Here is a 16,305-nt window from a genome sequence, read left to right as displayed (position 1 = left end):
AGCCTTGTCCGTTATGTCTGACCTGCGCAAACCGTTGCCGAACGGTAGCCGGATACGGACCGAGGTCCGCATACGTGTACGATTGTGCCAGTTCGTGCTCGCATATGATGAGCGCGCAATACCCCGCCGCCCCTGATTCCGACGGAGGTAACGCTTGCTCGCCATCCTGCTCGCACACGCCCTGGCCGCGCTTGCCGCGCCCGCAGCCGTGCGAGCAGTGGGGCGTAACGCGTTCTACCCGCTGGCACTGGTCCCGCTGTTCTCACTGGTATGGGTGATCGCGGGATGGAACGACGTCCAACAGGTGCGCTACGCCTGGGCGCCCACGATCGACCTCGCCCTGCAGCTGCGTTTCGACTCTCTCGCCACGGTGATGAGCGCGCTGGTCCTGGGGATCGGCGCCCTGGTGCTCGCCTATTGCGCCCGCTACTTCGACGACGACGAACCGAAACTCGGGTCCTTCGCGGCCTGGCTCGTCGCCTTCGCCGGAGCCATGTTCGGCCTGGTCACCAGCGACAACATGCTGCTGTTGTTCGTCTTCTGGGAGATCACCACGGTGCTCTCCTTCCTGCTGGTCGGACACAACTCCGACAGCGTGCCCGGACGCCGGGCCGCACTACAGGCACTGCTTGTCACCGGCGCGGGCGGGCTGGCCATGCTCGGCGGGATCGTCGTACTCGGCCAGACCTACGGCAGTTATCTGCTCTCGGACCTGCTCGCCCAGGAACCGCCCGGGGGGATCGCCGTGCAGGTCGGGCTGGTGCTGGTACTGGTCGGCGCGCTGAGCAAATCGGCCATCGTCCCCCTGCATTTCTGGTTGCCGGGCGCGATGGCGGCGCCCACCCCGGTCAGCGCCTACCTGCACGCCGCGGCCATGGTGAAGGCCGGTGTCTACCTGATCGCCCGCCTCGCGCCCGCCTTCGCCGGCGAACCGGTCTGGCGGCCGTTGATCCTCACCCTCGGCCTGGCCTCGATGTTGCTCGCCGGCCTGCGCGCCATGCAGGTCACCGACCTGAAACTGGTCCTCGCCTTCGGCACCGTCAGCCAATTGGGCTTCCTGGTGGTCATGGTCGGCCTCGGCACACCCGACGCCGCACTCGCCGGTATCGCGCTCATCGTCGCGCACGCCCTGTTCAAGGCCTGTTTGTTCCTGGTGGTCGGCATCATCGACCACGGTGCGGGCACTCGTGACATCCGCGAACTGTCCGGGCTCGGCCGCCGCTCGCCGGTGCTGTTCGCGACCGCGACCGCGGCCGCGCTGAGCATGGCGGGCATCCCCCCGCTGTGGGGCTTCGTGGCGAAGGAATCCGCGCTCGGCGCGGTCCTGGACGCGGAGCCGCTGAGCGGCACCGGCCGGATCCTGCTCTGCGCCGGCCTGGTGCTGGGCTCGATGCTGACCCTCGCGTACAGCGCGCGCTTCCTCTGGGGCGCCTTCGCCGGCAAAGGCGGTGTCCCGGTCCCCGATTGGCATGCGCCGGGGGTCGCGCTGATCGCCGTACCGGCCCTGCTGGCACTCGGCTCGCTCGGCGCCGGGCTCGCCGCGCCCTGGGTGGACGGCCTGCTCGCGCCGTACGCTGCCACGCTGCCCGGCGCCCTGACTGCGCACCTGCAACTGTGGCACGGCCTGACCTGGCCGCTACTGCTGACCGTGGTGATCATCGCCGGCGGCGCCCTGTTCTTCGCCCGCCGGGAGTGGTTCGGTGAATCGGCGACCCTGCTCGGCAACGCCGACCGCGGTTACGATGCCGCGTTGCGGGCCATGGACCGGATATCGCTGCGGATGACCGGTTCGGTGCAGCGCGGTTCCCTGCCCCTGAATCAGGCCATCATCCTCGGCACCCTGGTGATCCTCCCGGCGACGGTCCTGGCCGTCGGCACGCGCACGGGCGTCGAGTTACGGCTCTGGGACCGCCCGCTGCAATTGGTGATCGGCGCGATCATGATCGCCATGGCGCTGGGCGCGACCGTGCTGCGCAACCGCCTGGCCAGTGTGCTGGTGGTCGGGCTCACCGGCTACGGCTGCGGTGTGATCTTCGCGCTGCACGGCGCACCCGATCTGGCCCTGACCCAGTTCCTCGTGGAAACCCTGACACTGGTGGCGTTCGTGCTGGTGCTGCGCGCTTTCCCGGCCGAGATCGGACCGGACCAGCAGGCCGGGTTCCAGATCGGCCGGGCCGCGATCGCCATCGCCGTCGGTATCGCGGTGCCGGTGCTGGCAGCGTTCGCCGGCGCCGCGCGCAGCACCGTGCCGATCTGGGAACGCATACCTGCGGCCGCCTACGAATTCGGCGGCGGGAAGAACGCGGTCAACGTACTTCTGGTCGATATGCGCGCCTGGGACACCCTCGGCGAGATATCGGTGCTGCTGGTGGCCGCCACCGGCGTGGCCTCACTGGTGTTCCGCAGTCGCCGGTTCGGTCTGCCGCCGCGGGCCGCGGACGCACCGAACTACAGTCCCGGGAAAGTGGGCTGGCTGCCGGCCGGCCGGCTGGTCGACCGCCGGGAACGGTCGATGGTTCTGCAGATCACCACCCGCCTCGTGTTCCCGACGATGATGGTGCTGTCGATCTACTTCTTCTTCTCCGGCCACAACGCGCCCGGTGGCGGGTTCGCCGGCGGACTCATCGCCGGTCTCGCGCTGGTCCTGCGCTATCTGGCCGGCGGACAGTACGAACTGGGCGAGGCGCTGCCCGTCGACGCCGGCCATCTACTCGGCGCCGGTCTGATCCTGGCCGCCGGAACGGCCACCGTCCCGCTGTTGCTGGGTGCGCCGCCGCTGCAGTCGGTCATCTTGGAGGCCACGCTCCCGCTGCTCGGCCATGTCAAACTGGTGACCTCGCTGTTCTTCGACCTCGGTGTCTACCTGATCGTGGTCGGGCTGGTCCTGGACGTCCTGCGCAGCCTCGGCGCGCGCCTCGACGACGAACTGGTGCAATCATGAGCGCGAACCTCACCCTGCTGACCGTCGCCGGAGTCCTGATCGCCTGCGGGGTCTACCTGCTGCTCGAACGTACGGTCACGAAAATGCTGCTCGGCATCCTGCTGGTCAGCAACGCCGTGAACGTGCTCATTCTCACCATGAGCGGACCCGACGGCGCACCACCGATCCAAGGCGCCGTCGATACCGTCCGCGACCGAATGTCCGATCCACTCGCACAGGCCCTCATCCTGACCGCCATCGTCATCACCATGGGCGTCTCTGCGTTCGTTCTCGCGCTGGCATACCGCTCCTACATCCTGACCACCAGCGAAAAAGTCGAGAACGACCCGGAGGATGTCGGGATCGCCGAGCGCGAGCTGGAGGAACCCGAGGAATGACCCTGCCGCAGACTCTGCTTCCCGTCCTGGCACCACTGCCGGTGCTCATCCCGTTGCTCACCGCCGCGGCGACCCTCATCGTCGGCCGCCGGCCCCGCTTCCAGCGCGTCGTGGTCATGGTCGCGCATATCGCCGTAGTCGTGGTGTGCGCGTTGATGCTGTACCTGGCCGACCGCGACGGTACGGTCGCGGTTCAGGTCGGCGGCTGGGAGTCTCCGATCGGGATCACCATCGTGGTGGATCGGCTGTCGGCCGCCATGCTGCTGGTTTCGCAGATCGTGCTGCTCGCCGTCGCGGCCTACGGCGCCGGGCAGAACATCGGGGACAGCAAGGTGCGCCAGCCCACCTCGATCTTCTGGCCCACCTACCTCGTGCTCAATGCCGGTGTCTCGATGGCGTTCCTCGCCGGTGACCTGTTCAACCTGTTCGTCGGCTTCGAGATCCTGCTGGTGGCCTCGTTCGTCCTGCTGACTCTGGGCGCTACCGCCGAACGCATCCGGGCGGGTGTGTCGTATGTGATGGTGTCGATGGTGTCGTCGCTGATCTTCCTGATCGGTATCGCCGTCGTCTACGGCGCCACCGGCACCCTGAACTTCGCGCAGCTGGCCGTGCGGATGGATACCGTTCCCGACGGGATCCGTCAGGCCGGCTATGCCGTACTGCTCGTCGCGTTCGGCATCAAGGCGGCGGTGTTCCCGCTGTCCAACTGGCTGCCCGACTCCTACCCCACCGCGCCCGCGCCGGTCACCGCGGTCTTCGCCGGCCTGCTCACCAAGGTGGGTGTCTACGCCATCGTGCGCACCCAGACCCTGCTGTTCCCCGACGGCGGCTTCGACAATCTGCTGCTGATCGCCGGCCTGCTCACCATGCTGATCGGCATATTCGGCGCGATCGCCCAGAACGATATCCGCCGGCTGCTCTCGTTCACCCTGGTCAGCCATATCGGCTACATGCTGTTCGGGGTGGGAATCGCGAACAAGATCGGCCTGACCGGTGCCGTGTACTACATCGCGCACCATATTCTCGTGCAGACCGCACTGTTCCTGGTGGCCGGACTGATCGAACGCCAAGCCGGTTCGACCTCCCTGCGCCGGGTCGGCGGAATGGCGGCGGCCAGCCCGATACTGGCCGCATTGTTCCTGATCCCGGCGCTGAACCTCGGTGGAATTCCGCCGTTCTCCGGTTTCATCGGAAAGGTGGCGTTACTGCAGGCCGGCGCCGAGGACGGGAGTGCGCTGGCCTGGGTTCTGGTCGCCGGCTCGATCGTGACCAGCCTGCTCACGCTGTATGTGATGGCCCGGGTGTGGAGCAAGGCGTTCTGGCGGCCGCGCGAACAGGCACCGGACGGTCATCTGGTCTCTGCGACACTGCCCTCGCTGGTCGAGGACAACACCGATATGCTCTACGACGAACGCACCGACCCCGGCCGGTTGCCTGCCATGATGGTGCTGCCGACCGCCGCGCTGGTGGCAGTCGGTATCGCGCTCACCGTCTGGGCCGGGCCGGTGCTGGGTATCGCCGATCGCTCCGCCGCCGAACTCCAGGACCGCGGAATCTATATCAGCGCAGTCCTCGGCGGGAGTACGAAATGACTCGGCTGCGGCTGGCACTCAGCCGCGACAACGCCCATCGCCTCGGCGTACTGGCCTGGCTGGCGCTGGTGTGGGTCGGGCTGTGGGGGCAGATCAGCGTGGCCAATGTGCTGGCGGGGCTGGTGGTCGGCGCGGTCATCATGGTGGCGCTGCCGCTGCCCCGGATCCCGGTACGCGGCCGGCTGCGAATATGGCCGCTGCTGAAACTGCTCGGGGTGAGTATCTACTCCGCGATCGAATCGAGTCTCCAACTGGCCTGGTTCGCCCTGCGCCCCGGGCCGCCGCCCGTCTCGGGTGTGCTGGAGGTACAGTTCGCGTTCCGCTCGGATCTCGTGATGGTGCTGTGCGCCAACCTGCTCAACCTGATCCCGGGCACCATGGTGCTCGAAATCGACCGGGAACGGTGCGCGGCCTATGTCCACGTTATCGATGTCAGCAGCGATAAGGCCGTAACCAGCTTCTACCGCACCATCCGGCAGATCGAAGCGCTGCTGATCGCGGGTCTGGAGAACCGCGCAACCCCGCTGCCCCCTCAGGAGGTGAAGCCGTGATCGTCGTAGCCGTAGTGGCCGCCGTCCTGCTCTCGGCGGCCGCATTGATCACCGGATACCGCATTCTCGCCGGTCCGGGCACTCTCGACCGGGTGGTCGGAATCGACTCGATCATCGCGATGGCGATCTGCGGTTTGGCGGTATGGGCCGCCTACAGCCGCGACACCTCCGTGGTGCCCGCCATCGTGGCCCTTTCGCTGGTGGGTTTCCTGGGATCCGCCGCCGTCACCCGCTACCGGGTCCGGGACGACCGATGAACACGATATTGAACTGGCTGTCGGGCACCCTGATCATCATCGGCGCGCTGTTGGCACTCACCGCGGCGATCGGGATCGTACGTTTCCCCGACACCCTGCTGCGTATGCACGCCGCGACCAAACCGCAGGTGATCGGCCTCAACTTGGTACTGGCGGGGACCTGCCTGCGGGTCTACGACGACCCGAACGTCTGGATGCTGGTACTCGTCGGCCTGTTCACCCTGCTCACCGCCCCGGTGATCGCCCACCTCATCGGCCGCACCGCCTACCGGGAACGGCGTTACCGCGCCGACCTGCTCGTCGTCGACGAACTCGGCGACAAACTCGAGCAGTAGCGGCCCCTACCCCCGATACGGCATTCGGCCCCCGCTTCCGACGCTGCTTGCGCGGGGCGGGAGCTTGCGGGCGTCCGGCGATGGCGTGGTGCACGCGCTTCCGGCACGGGATGGAACCGTCCAGATGAATTATCGCGACCCCGTCGTGCTCTGCCGGGATCGCGCGCGGCAGCGACGCCTCGCCTACGGGCACCGGGCTAGCGGAATGCCGCGACGGCGGAACGCGGCACTGGCCGCACGACTCAGGTGGGTGGGCCCGGCCGGTCTTGCAGTACGGACATAGGCGACTCCCCAGGTCAGCGTGATTCGACAGGTTCGCCCGGCGACTCGGAGGTCCTGTCGACGGTCCCGGATGAATCCGGCGGCATATCACCGGTCCTGCTCCGGGCTCCCGCTGTCCGCTGCCGCACGGACTCCGCTGCCGGATGGCGGTCCGGGACGCCGGCCGGGGCGGTCAGGAACTTGTCCGTGCCCGCCCCGTCCGAGCCTACGGCCAAGGGCACACCGGCGCGGCGGCGGGCGAACCAGGTCGCGTGGAAACCGGCGGCCACCGCCGCCAGCAGGGCGAGCACGATCGATCCCGCCACCACCGGATGGTCGGCCATCTGTACTGCGAGAAACCGATACCCCAGCAGCAACGTCAACAGGACCAGCACGCCGCCGCCCACCAGGCGCACCCGGAACCAGCCCCAGCCGCGTTCGGGTTCACGCAGCGCCGACTCCACCGTCAGGCAGAGCACCGCACCGGCGACCAGGTCGACGCCGTAGTGGTAGCCGAATCCGAGAGTCGCGGCCAGCGTGCACAGCAGCCAGAAGGTGCCACCCCAGCGCAACCAGGTGGGGGCCAGGGTGCCGTCGGCCCGCCGGCGCGTGTGCAGGAAAAGAGCCAGCGCCCAGGCCGTGTGCATCGAAGGCATGCAGTTGCGCGGGGCCAGATCGGAGAACAACAGCGCCTCGGGACTGCGGTCCAGCGGCGGAACCACACCGGGCCAGAAGTTGCCCACCTGGAAACCGTTACCGTCCACGCCGTAGACGAACATGGGCCCGACCACCGGGAACAGGATGTACACCAGCGGCCCCACCAGCCCCAGCACCAGGAACGTCCGCACCAGATAGTGGCTCGGCCACCGGCCGCCGCCCGCCACCGCACGCAGTTGCCATACCGCCACCACGATCGCCGCCGCGGGCAATTCGATGTACACCCAATGCAGAACGGCATCCGGTATCGGGCCCAGAACCTCCAGCGCCCGGCCCATCACCCAGGCCGGATCGCCGAGCGCGTGGTCGGCGAGCCGCACATACTGATCGAGCACGTACGGCCGCAGGTCGACGGTGATATGCAACCAGACATCGCCGACCTTGGTCGCCAGGATCAACAGGGCTCCCAGCGCCGCCGCATGCAACGCGGTACGCCGCTGCCGGCCCGCCCAGCGCCACCAGGCCAGTACCACCAGTCCGGTGAGCACCAGTACGGGGCCGTTACCGACGGTGAACGGCCCGCCCAGCGCCAACCGCACCCCCGCGTAGCCGAGATCGATCGCCACGGCCGCCGCGAACGCGATCACCCGATACCTGTTTCCCACCCCGACCAGTGCCAGAACCAGCCCCGCCCAGGGCACGGTCATCGATTTGGGAGTCCCGGCGTAATCCCGGAACAAACTCTCCAGCGGGCCTTCGTACCCGCGCCACAACGCCACCCCCTGCAAGGCCACCAGTAGAACCGGCACCGCGAGCACGGCGAACACCCGAACCCGGCGGCGCGCGAACACCCGAATCCCCCGGTGCGGCGCAGGTCTTCGCGCCGCGGCTCCAGCTCCCATATTCGGGTTTTCGACTAGCACCCGCTCATCGTAAACGGCACGTGAACGGCAGACCCATGGACCGTTGAACAGCAGCGGTCAGGTACGGAGCTCCCGGACCAGGGCGTCGACCACCGCAACCAGATCGCCCTGTGCCGCGGCGGCGGTTCGGCGCTGGCGTCGATAGTTCGCTCCGCGGCGTGGGATATCCGCCACAGCCCGGAGTTCATCGGCACAACCCAGCCGCCGCGCGGTCGGTTCCAGCCGGTTGAGCAGATCCTCGAGGTCGTCGGTGACCAGACGTTCGGTGTTGTCCGCGCCGACGATCACGATGGCGTCCAACCCGTAACGGGCCGCCCGCCACTTGTTCTCCTGCACATGCCAGGGCGGCAGGGTCGGCAGGTCTTCGCCGCGTTCCACCCGTTCGTCGAGATGCACGATAAGGCAGTGGATCAGCGCCGCCAGCGCGGCGAGTTCACCGCGGTTGGAGATCCCGTCGCAGATCCGCACCTCGATGGTCCCCCATTTCGGCGCGGGCCGGATATCCCAGTGCATACCGCCGAGCTGTTCGAACACACCGGTTTTCATCTCGTCGTGCACGTAATGCTCGAACTGGGTCCAGTTCTCGAACTGGAACGGCAACCCGGCCGTCGGCAGCTGCTGGAACATCAACGCCCGGTTGCTGGCGTAACCGGTATCCGAACCGGACCACATCGGCGAGGACGCCGACAGCGCCAGCAGATGCGGGTAGGACAGCAGCAGCGAGTTCAGGATCGGGAAAACCTTGTCTCGGTGCGATACTCCGACGTGCACGTGCACACCCCAGATCAGCATCTGCCGGCCCCACCACTGGGTGCGTTCGATCAGCTCGTCGTAATGCACCGAACGCGTGAGCTGCTGGGTCGACCACTGCGCGAACGGGTGGGTGCCGGCGCAGAACAGGTCGACGCCGAGTTCGTCGGCGGCCCGGCGCACGGTATCCATGGTGGCGGACAGATCCTGCACTGCCGCCCCGACGGTTTCGTGCACCCCGGTGACCAGTTCCACGGTGTTGCGCAGCAGTTCCTTGGTCACCTGCGGGGTGCCGTCGTGGGCACGGAGTTCACCGACGGCATCGAAGACGGCGGCCGCGGTGTTGGACAGATCACGGCTCGTCTTGTCGACGAGCGCGATCTCCCATTCGATGCCGATGGTCGGCCGGGGTGAGCCACGGAAAGGTACCGGGTCTATCCGTGCCCCACCCATACACGCCTCCGTCGCGGGTCGACAGCTACCCGATGACGCCGCAGCCGACGCGGCCGCCCGCGTCACCGGTGCTCATCGTCTGCTCGTCCGGGCCGGTGCCACCCGCGCGGGTGTAGCGGTCCGGGATATTTGCGAAATTGTCCGAGCCGGCGTGGATGATGATGGCCTTGCCCTGGATATCGGACATGGTGACCTGGTCGGTGGTGGTCACCAGATAGCCGTGGCCGTCCTCGCGTACCTGCAGCGAGGTCAGGTCACCGCTGGCCGGATGCCCGGTGGCACCGCCGACCTGCAGATGCCCTCCGGCGGACAGGAAATCACCGGGCGCGCCACCGGCGGGCGGCGCGGAATTGGCCTCGCATTTCCCTTGCTGGTGGATGTGCAGGCCGTGGAAGCCCGGCGTCAGGCCGGTGGCTTCGACCGTGACGCGCAGATGGTTGCCGTCCTCGGTGAAATTGGCGGTACCGATCTTCGCGCCGCTCGGCGACTTCAGCTCGACCTCCGTACCGGAACCGGCCGGGGTGTCCTGCTCTTCGCCGTGCCCGCCGTGCTCACCTTCACCGGCCGGTGCGGGCGAGGAGGTGAAAACCGGCGGAGTCGTTCCCGGCACGTCGCTGGACTCCTGGCTGTTCGTGCAGGCAACGAGGCCGAAAGCCGCGACAGCCAGCACCGGGGTCACGCTCCGCCAAGACGGGCGACGAGATGTGGACGGTGCCATCAGGGAACTCCTTTACGAGTACCGAGTTTACGGGTAGAGCGTTTCGACAACGATCATTCGACGCAGATGATGATGCCACGCCTGCCACATCCATCCGGGACACCCCCGGCCTCCGGCCGCCCGGCTCACCGGCCGGTGACCACGACAACCACGCTCGAGCCGTCGCCCAGGCCGGGCGGCATGGGGGCGGTGGTGGCGCCGAGATCGGCGGCGACCGCGGCTGCGGCCGCCTCGTCGCCCGGTGCGGAACCGTAGTAGACGGTGGTGGCCGGGAGGGTGGCGGCGGCGTAGTTACCGGTCGAGGTGTTGGTCCAGCCGCGGGCGGCGAGTTCGTCGGCCGTGGTGGCGGCCAAACCGGCGACCAGACTGTTGTTGAGCACGCGGACCGGCGTGGAACGATCGACCGCACCGGCCGGAGACGTGGTGGTCGCCGCCGGCGTGGTGGTCGCGCCGGCGGTGGTGGTCGCGCCCGCGGACGGTGCGCCCACCGCCGCCGTGGTGGGCGCTGCCGCGGTGGTCGTGGCACGCGGGGTGGTCGGCGCGGCGGACGCCGATGTGGTGCCGGCACCCTCGGCGTTGTCGCTGGTGTCGGAATCCGCACTCGACAGCGACATCGCGCCCAGACCGGCGAAAACGATCGCCAGGGCGATCAGAACCATTGCCGTCGCGCGCAGCGGCGGACCACCGGAGCCAGGGTTCGAATTGCTCACCCGCCCGAGCCTAGCGGGAGGTGGCCACCGCGCGCCTCCGGCGCGCGGGTTCCGCCCCGCGCGAACAGACCGTGGGTGCGTGAGTGGGGTTTACACCTGGAAGCCGAGGCGGCGGGCGGCCCGCGATTTCTGGCGGCCGGCGCGCAGCCGGCGCAGGCGTTTCACCAGCATCGGGTCGACAGCCAGGGCCTCGGGGCGATCGATGAGGGTGTTGAGGACCTGGTAGTAGCGGGTGGGCGAGAGCGCGAAGAGTTCACGGATGGCCTCTTCTTTGGCACCCGCGTACTTCCACCACTGCCGCTCGAAGGCCAGGATCTCGTGTTCGCGGCGGCTCAGGCCGCTCTCGGGATCGTGGGCCGGTTCGGGGTATGTATTCGTATTGGCCGGAGGATTGCCCTGGATTGCGGAAAGCTCCCGCGCTGCTGCGCCGTCCATCTTGCTCCTCGCCGAGTTACCACCGGATGCGATCGAATCGTGACCGAACGCCTCACCGTGTTACTGCCTTGCGATATTCAACCACGCCACCCGGCCGGCCGCTGCCGAGTCCACCCGGGCGTGTCCGGTACACCGGTACCAGAAATAGCGGCATCGACCGGGCGGTCCCGCCACTTCGCACCCGCTGCGGCCGCGGACAGGCCCTTTTCCTGCCGGCCAGGCGCCCCCCATAAGCTCGTAACCATGTCAATCCTGCCCATCGTGATCGTCGGCGATCCCGTACTGCATCGCCCGACCGAGCCGGTGACCGAAGCACCGGCCGAACTGGCCGGGCTGATCGCCGATATGTACGAAACGCTGGACGCCGCCAACGGCGTGGGCCTGGCCGCCAACCAGGTCGGAGTGTCCAAGCGGCTCTTCGTCTACGACTGCCCCGACCCGGCGGCGGATGGCACGGTGGCACGCCGCCGCGGGGCCGTGATCAACCCCGTCCTGCAGACCTCGGCGATCCCGGAAACCATGCCGGACCCCGATGACGACGACGAGGGCTGCCTCTCCGTACCGGGCGAACAGTTCCCCACCGGCCGCGCCGACTGGGCCAAGGTCACCGGCACCGACGAACACGGCGAACCGGTCGAGATCGAGGGCACGGGGTTCTTCGCCCGGATGTTGCAGCACGAGGTCGGGCACCTGGACGGCTACCTCTACATCGATGTGCTCATCGGCCGGCACGCACGGGCGGCGAAGAAATCGGTGAAACGCAACGGCTGGGGGGTGCCGGGCCTGAGCTGGCTCCCCGGTACCGATCCGGACCCCTTCGGATATGACGACTGAACCGCCGCCACCCGAACAGCAACCCGCGACGCCGGATATCCCGGTCGGTGAACGAGTCGTGGTCCGGTACCGGCTACCGGACGGCAGCGATCCGCCATTGACCGATGTGATCGGTGAGGTGGTCTCGACCAACCCGCTCACCGTCATGGGCGCCGACGGTCATCCGGTGCTGATCCCCGCCACCCGGGTGGTCGCGCTGAAAAGGCTCGCGCCCCGGCCGATCCGCACTTCCGAAATCCGCACGCTGGAATCCGCGGCCGCCTACGGCTGGCCGGGTACCGAGTACGCCTGGATGGACGGCTGGCTGCTGCGCGCCGGGCACGGCTATACCCGGCGCGCCAATTCCGCTGTACCCATCGGTGATACGAACGGGCCGGCACGGGTGGACGCGGAAACGCTGCACCGGATCGGCGCCTGGTACGCGGCCAAGGGGCTACCGCTACAGCTCGCACTACCGGACCGGCTGGCCGCCGTACCGCCGGGCTGGAACAGCTGGGGCGAAACCCGGGTACTCGGCATAGACCTGGACAATTTCGTACTCCCACAGGGTCCGTCCATGGTCCGGATCGCCACCGAACCCGATATCGCCTGGTTGGAGATCCACCGCTATCGCGGCGACGAACCGAGCGGCCATACCGCCACGGTCCCGCTGCCGGAGGTGCTGTGCGCGGTGCACGAAGGACAACTGGGATTCGCCTCGCTGGGCCTGCCCGGCCCCATCGCGATAGCTCGCGGCGCCCTCACGACAGCCTCGGACGGCCGCCAGTGGATCGGCCTGTCGTGTGTGGCCGTACTGGCCGCGCACCGCCGCCACGGGCTGGCGGCCCTGGTCTGCGGAGAACTGCTGCGCTGGGGTCGCGATCGTGGTGCAACCCACGCGTACGTGCAGGTCGAGGCCGGTAATGTGGAGGCACTGGAACTTTTCGGCGAGCTGGGTTTCCTCGACCACCACAGCTACCGCTACGCCGTGCCCGGCGGTTCCGGGTCGGCGCCGTAGCCTCGGCGCAACGCGATACACAGACGGGAATTCAGTTGCGACTGGCCACCTGGAACGTCAATTCGATCCGCTCCCGGCAGGATCGGGTACTGGCCTGGCTGGACCGCCACGACATCGATGTCGTGGCCTTACAGGAAACCAAATGCCGCGACGACCAGTTCCCGTTCGAACGGTTCACCGAGGCCGGCTACGAAGTCGCCCACGTGGGACTCAACCAGTGGAACGGCGTGGCGATCGCGTCGCGGGTCGGGCTGGAGGATGTGGAGATCGGATTTCCGGATCAGCCCGGATTCGATCGCGACGCCGCGGAAACGCTGATCAGCACACCCACTGTCGAGGCACGCGCACTCGGGGCCCGCTGCGGCGGCGTCCGGGTGTGGAGTCTGTACGTACCCAACGGCCGCAGCTTGAACGACCCGCACTACGAATACAAACTCGCCTGGCTGGCGGCCCTGCGCGACAACGCCGCCCGCTGGCTGGCCGAGAACCCGGAAACCAAGACCGCGCTGGTCGGCGACTGGAATATCGCGCCCACCGACGACGATGTGTGGTCCGCCGAGTTCTTCACCGGTAAAACCCATGTCTCGCAACCGGAACGGGATGCTTTCGCGGCTGTCACCGCGACCGGGTTCACGGATGTGATGCGGCCCTTCGCTCCCGGGCCGGGGGTTTATACCTATTGGGATTACACGCAGCTGCGGTTTCCTCGTAAGGAGGGGATGCGGATCGATTTCATCCTCGCCTCACCGGCGCTGTCGGCGACGGTGGTGGATGCGGGGGTGGACCGGGAGGAACGCAAAGGCAAGGGCGCGAGCGATCATGCGCCGGTGATCGCGGAGTTCGATATTTGATTGCCAGATTGCGCCGGCGCCCATCGGCGGGGTTCGGGTGTGGCTGTTCCTCGCTCCAGAACCGGGCGGGCTCCACCCGGGGAAAGTGAACATACGGAGAAACGGGTTGGCGGCCGGGCGGTATCGGGGGGACTGGTGGTCAGGTCCAGTCGAGTAAGGCGTCGGTGGCGAGGATTACGTTCAGGGGGTCGGGGATTTCCACGTCGGTGCCGAAGGGGAGGGTCACCCGGGAGGAGTAGCGGCCGTCTTCGGGTTCGCTGAAGATATTGATCTCCGCGGAACCGCGGTCGATGAGCAGGTAGAGCGGGATGCCGGTCGCGGCGTACAGGAACGGTTTGTCGAGGCGGTCGCGTAGTTCGGTGTGCTGAGCCCGGGAGGTGATCTCGATGGTCATCAGTACCGGTTGCGGATCCGACCATTCGCCTTCGCCTGCGAAGGCCGAGGCGGGCGCGAGAATCGCATCGGGACGGACCCGGCTGCCGCCGCCGCGGCCGGCCCGCAGGCCCCGGTCGGCGAAGAGCCACAGTTCCGAGCGGCGCGGTACGAGGAATCGGGCCAGCCACTGGATGACCCGGCTGTGGTTGGCGTCGGGGCGCGCCTTCGCCGCGAGCAGACCGTTGAGGTATTCCAGCCGCAGCCCCTCGGATATGCGCTGGGCCGCGGCGTCGAGTTCTTCGAACTCGTCCGCGGTCATCAGCGATCCATGCGAGAGCGTCACCGTTCGACCCTATCGCTCACAACGCCCCGAAGCGGGTCCGGACACCCGAGCGAAGTTCTGCGCCGCCGTGGTAACTGCGGGTAGGGTCGGCGGCGGAAATTCCATACCCACGGGGGCTCGCACCAGCGGGCTGAGAGGACGGCTAGCCCATCCGGGCGTACAGGGCCGTCGACCGTATGAACCTGACCGGGTAATGCCGGCGTAGGGAGGAAAAATGACGGGTACACCTGTCGATTCCGTGACCACGGGTCCGATCGAGGGCAGCAGCAAGCACTATCGGGCCGTGGACGGTTTGCGGATACCGGTACGCCGGATCGCGTTGACCAACGGCGAACATTTCGACGTCTATGACACGTCGGGGCCGTACACCGATACTTCGGCGACCATCGATCTGGAGGCCGGTCTGCCGCAGTTGCGCGACACCTGGTCGAAACCGGATGTTCCCGGTCCGCGCACCCAGTTGGCGTGGGCCCGGGCCGGGGTCGTCACCGACGAGATGCGGTTCATCGCCGCACGGGAGGGAGTCGAGGCGGAGCTGGTCCGTGCGGAGGTGGCCGCCGGACGCGCGGTGATCCCGGCCAATCACCGGCATCCGGAACTCGAACCGACCGTTATCGGCAAGAAGTTCCTGGTGAAGATCAATGCCAATATCGGCAATTCCGCGGTTTCGTCCTCGATTGCCGAGGAGGTGGAGAAGATGGTGTGGGCGACCCGTTGGGGCGCCGATACGATCATGGATCTGTCCACCGGTAAGAACATCCACGAGACCCGCGAGTGGATTCTGCGCAATTCTCCTGTCCCGGTGGGGACGGTGCCGATCTATCAGGCACTGGAGAAATGCAACGGCGATCCGGCGGCGCTGACCTGGGAGCTGTACCGCGATACGGTGATCGAGCAGTGCGAGCAGGGTGTCGACTATATGACCGTGCACGCCGGTGTGCTGCTGCGATACGTGCCGCTCACTGCGAAACGGGTCACCGGGATCGTTTCGCGCGGTGGTTCGATCATGGCCGCATGGTGTCTGGCTCACCACCGGGAGTCGTTCCTGTACACGCATTTCGCGGAATTGTGCGAGATCCTGGCGCGTTACGACGTGACCTTCTCGCTCGGCGACGGTTTGCGGCCCGGTTCCATCGCCGATGCGAACGACGAGGCACAGTTCGCCGAACTCCGCACGCTCGGCGAACTGACGAAGGTCGCGAAAGCGCACGGTGTGCAGGTGATGATCGAGGGGCCGGGTCATGTGCCGATGCACAAGATCGTGGAGAACGTGCGGCTGGAAGAGGAGCTGTGCGAGGAAGCCCCCTTCTATACGCTCGGCCCGCTGGCCACCGATATCGCGCCCGCTTACGATCACATCACCTCGGCCATCGGCGCCGCGATGATCGCGCAGGCCGGTACGGCGATGCTGTGCTACGTCACGCCCAAGGAACATCTGGGCCTGCCGAACCGGGACGATGTGAAGACCGGCGTCATCGCCTACAAGATCGCCGCCCATTCCGCCGACCTGGCCAAGGGGCATCCATTCGCGCAGCGGCGGGACGACGAATTGTCCAAGGCCCGTTTCGAGTTCCGCTGGCGCGACCAGTTCGCGCTGTCGCTGGACCCGGATACCGCTCGCGAATACCACGACGAGACGATGCCCGCAGAACCGGCGAAAACGGCGCATTTCTGTTCGATGTGCGGTCCGAAGTTCTGCTCGATGCGTATTTCGGCGGATGTCCGCGAGTACGCGGAGCGGAACAATCTCACCGATATGGCGGCCATCGAGGCGGGTATGGCCGAGAAATCGGCCGAATTCGCCGATTCCGGTAATCGCGTGTACCTGCCGATCACCACCTGAGCGAGGGGCCGGCGTCCGCACCCGCGATGCGGTGCGGACGCCGTCTCTTGCTTCGCTCCTGGCAGGTCTGCCGAAGGGGTGGCCGACCCGGCCCCTTGCCGG

The 16,305-nt window shown here is 67.5% G+C and carries 16 protein-coding genes and 1 riboswitch; of the genes, 10 read left to right on the top strand and 6 right to left on the bottom strand.

The genetic code is table 11. The annotated features are described in order from the left end of the window. Nucleotides 1–154: 154 nt before the first annotated feature. The 6 genes from IU448_RS26570 to mnhG are packed head-to-tail and all read left to right on the top strand — an operon-like array spanning nucleotide 155 to nucleotide 6,053. Nucleotides 155–2,941 (top strand): Na+/H+ antiporter subunit A, encoded by a 2,787-nt coding sequence (locus tag IU448_RS26570; protein ID WP_195058449.1) that lies wholly within the window; start codon nucleotides 155–157, stop codon nucleotides 2,939–2,941. Further along, on the top strand, nucleotides 2,938–3,318 hold the full coding sequence (locus IU448_RS26565) for a Na(+)/H(+) antiporter subunit C (RefSeq protein ID WP_195058448.1): 381 nt from the start codon (nucleotides 2,938–2,940) through the stop codon (nucleotides 3,316–3,318). The genes IU448_RS26570 and IU448_RS26565 overlap by 4 nt, the downstream gene beginning before the upstream one ends. Continuing rightward, nucleotides 3,315–4,910, top strand: coding sequence for a Na+/H+ antiporter subunit D (locus IU448_RS26560; protein WP_195058447.1), 1,596 nt, complete (start codon nucleotides 3,315–3,317; stop codon nucleotides 4,908–4,910). The genes IU448_RS26565 and IU448_RS26560 overlap by 4 nt, the downstream gene beginning before the upstream one ends. After that, nucleotides 4,907–5,461, top strand: coding sequence for a Na+/H+ antiporter subunit E (locus tag IU448_RS26555; RefSeq protein ID WP_195058446.1), 555 nt, complete (start codon nucleotides 4,907–4,909; stop codon nucleotides 5,459–5,461). The genes IU448_RS26560 and IU448_RS26555 overlap by 4 nt, the downstream gene beginning before the upstream one ends. Further along, a complete protein-coding gene (locus IU448_RS26550; RefSeq protein WP_195058445.1) occupies nucleotides 5,458–5,718 on the top strand; it encodes a monovalent cation/H+ antiporter complex subunit F in 261 nt (86 codons plus the stop codon). The genes IU448_RS26555 and IU448_RS26550 overlap by 4 nt, the downstream gene beginning before the upstream one ends. Next, the gene (gene mnhG, locus IU448_RS26545; RefSeq protein WP_195058444.1) at nucleotides 5,715–6,053 is read left to right on the top strand and encodes a monovalent cation/H(+) antiporter subunit G; all 339 of its coding nucleotides are present in this window, start codon (nucleotides 5,715–5,717) and stop codon (nucleotides 6,051–6,053) included. Before IU448_RS26550 ends, mnhG begins: the two co-directional genes overlap by 4 nt. Nucleotides 6,054–6,349: 296 nt before the next feature. On the opposite strand, the gene IU448_RS26540 is transcribed toward mnhG, so the two are convergent. The 5 genes from IU448_RS26540 to IU448_RS26520 form a co-directional block, all read right to left on the bottom strand. Beyond that, nucleotides 6,350–7,798 carry a phosphatase PAP2 family protein gene (locus tag IU448_RS26540; protein ID WP_416383053.1) on the bottom strand — a complete coding sequence of 483 codons (1,449 nt, stop codon included), beginning with the start codon at nucleotides 7,796–7,798 and terminating at the stop codon, nucleotides 6,350–6,352. A 153-nt stretch (nucleotides 7,799–7,951) separates the two neighbouring features. After that, a complete protein-coding gene (locus IU448_RS26535; RefSeq protein ID WP_195058443.1) occupies nucleotides 7,952–9,097 on the bottom strand; it encodes a glutamate--cysteine ligase in 1,146 nt (381 codons plus the stop codon). Between the two features lie 25 nt (nucleotides 9,098–9,122). Then, nucleotides 9,123–9,815, bottom strand: a complete 693-nt coding sequence (gene sodC, locus IU448_RS26530) for a superoxide dismutase[Cu-Zn] (protein ID WP_195058442.1) — start codon at nucleotides 9,813–9,815, stop codon at nucleotides 9,123–9,125. A 125-nt stretch (nucleotides 9,816–9,940) separates the two neighbouring features. Further along, nucleotides 9,941–10,525, bottom strand: a complete 585-nt coding sequence (locus tag IU448_RS26525) for a LytR C-terminal domain-containing protein (protein WP_195058441.1) — start codon at nucleotides 10,523–10,525, stop codon at nucleotides 9,941–9,943. A 90-nt stretch (nucleotides 10,526–10,615) separates the two neighbouring features. Next, entirely contained in the window at nucleotides 10,616–10,960 is a 345-nt protein-coding gene (locus IU448_RS26520) for a DUF3263 domain-containing protein (protein WP_195058440.1), read from the bottom strand. A 243-nt stretch (nucleotides 10,961–11,203) separates the two neighbouring features. On the opposite strand from IU448_RS26520, the gene IU448_RS26515 reads away from it, so the two are divergent. The 3 genes from IU448_RS26515 to IU448_RS26505 are packed head-to-tail and all read left to right on the top strand — an operon-like array spanning nucleotide 11,204 to nucleotide 13,642. After that, nucleotides 11,204–11,794, top strand: coding sequence for a peptide deformylase (locus IU448_RS26515; RefSeq protein ID WP_195058439.1), 591 nt, complete (start codon nucleotides 11,204–11,206; stop codon nucleotides 11,792–11,794). Then, nucleotides 11,784–12,791 carry a GNAT family N-acetyltransferase gene (locus IU448_RS26510; RefSeq protein ID WP_195058438.1) on the top strand — a complete coding sequence of 336 codons (1,008 nt, stop codon included), beginning with the start codon at nucleotides 11,784–11,786 and terminating at the stop codon, nucleotides 12,789–12,791. Before IU448_RS26515 ends, IU448_RS26510 begins: the two co-directional genes overlap by 11 nt. A gap of 35 nt (nucleotides 12,792–12,826) precedes the next feature. Continuing rightward, nucleotides 12,827–13,642 carry an exodeoxyribonuclease III gene (locus IU448_RS26505; RefSeq protein WP_195058437.1) on the top strand — a complete coding sequence of 272 codons (816 nt, stop codon included), beginning with the start codon at nucleotides 12,827–12,829 and terminating at the stop codon, nucleotides 13,640–13,642. 139 nt (nucleotides 13,643–13,781) lie between these two features. Here IU448_RS26505 and IU448_RS26500 read toward each other — a convergent pair whose 3' ends face one another. Then, the gene (locus IU448_RS26500) at nucleotides 13,782–14,360 is read right to left on the bottom strand and encodes a Uma2 family endonuclease (RefSeq protein ID WP_280456509.1); all 579 of its coding nucleotides are present in this window, start codon (nucleotides 14,358–14,360) and stop codon (nucleotides 13,782–13,784) included. A gap of 99 nt (nucleotides 14,361–14,459) precedes the next feature. Further along, nucleotides 14,460–14,585, top strand: a riboswitch (TPP riboswitch). Between IU448_RS26500 and thiC the strand changes: the two genes are divergently transcribed. Then, nucleotides 14,575–16,203: a phosphomethylpyrimidine synthase ThiC gene (gene thiC, locus IU448_RS26495; protein WP_195058436.1), complete on the top strand. Its 1,629-nt coding sequence runs from the start codon at nucleotides 14,575–14,577 to the stop codon at nucleotides 16,201–16,203. Its footprint overlaps the riboswitch before it by 11 nt. Nucleotides 16,204–16,305: the final 102 nt, after the last annotated feature.

Source organism: Nocardia flavorosea, from assembly GCF_015477805.1.
Taxonomy (GTDB): domain Bacteria; phylum Actinomycetota; class Actinomycetes; order Mycobacteriales; family Mycobacteriaceae; genus Nocardia; species Nocardia flavorosea_A.
Note: the sequence above shows the minus strand (reverse complement) of the source record. Positions and strands in the feature narration are given on the sequence as shown.

Coding starts and splice junctions, on each gene's coding strand:
- IU448_RS26510 (WP_195058438.1), top strand. CDS start 11,784: ATGACGACTGAACCGCCGCCACCCGAACAGCAACCCGCGACGCCGGAT.
- thiC (WP_195058436.1), top strand. CDS start 14,575: ATGACGGGTACACCTGTCGATTCCGTGACCACGGGTCCGATCGAGGGC.
- IU448_RS26520 (WP_195058440.1), bottom strand. CDS start 10,960: ATGGACGGCGCAGCAGCGCGGGAGCTTTCCGCAATCCAGGGCAATCCT.
- mnhG (WP_195058444.1), top strand. CDS start 5,715: ATGAACACGATATTGAACTGGCTGTCGGGCACCCTGATCATCATCGGC.
- IU448_RS26560 (WP_195058447.1), top strand. CDS start 3,315: ATGACCCTGCCGCAGACTCTGCTTCCCGTCCTGGCACCACTGCCGGTG.
- IU448_RS26535 (WP_195058443.1), bottom strand. CDS start 9,097: ATGGGTGGGGCACGGATAGACCCGGTACCTTTCCGTGGCTCACCCCGG.
- sodC (WP_195058442.1), bottom strand. CDS start 9,815: ATGGCACCGTCCACATCTCGTCGCCCGTCTTGGCGGAGCGTGACCCCG.
- IU448_RS26565 (WP_195058448.1), top strand. CDS start 2,938: ATGAGCGCGAACCTCACCCTGCTGACCGTCGCCGGAGTCCTGATCGCC.
- IU448_RS26515 (WP_195058439.1), top strand. CDS start 11,204: ATGTCAATCCTGCCCATCGTGATCGTCGGCGATCCCGTACTGCATCGC.
- IU448_RS26555 (WP_195058446.1), top strand. CDS start 4,907: ATGACTCGGCTGCGGCTGGCACTCAGCCGCGACAACGCCCATCGCCTC.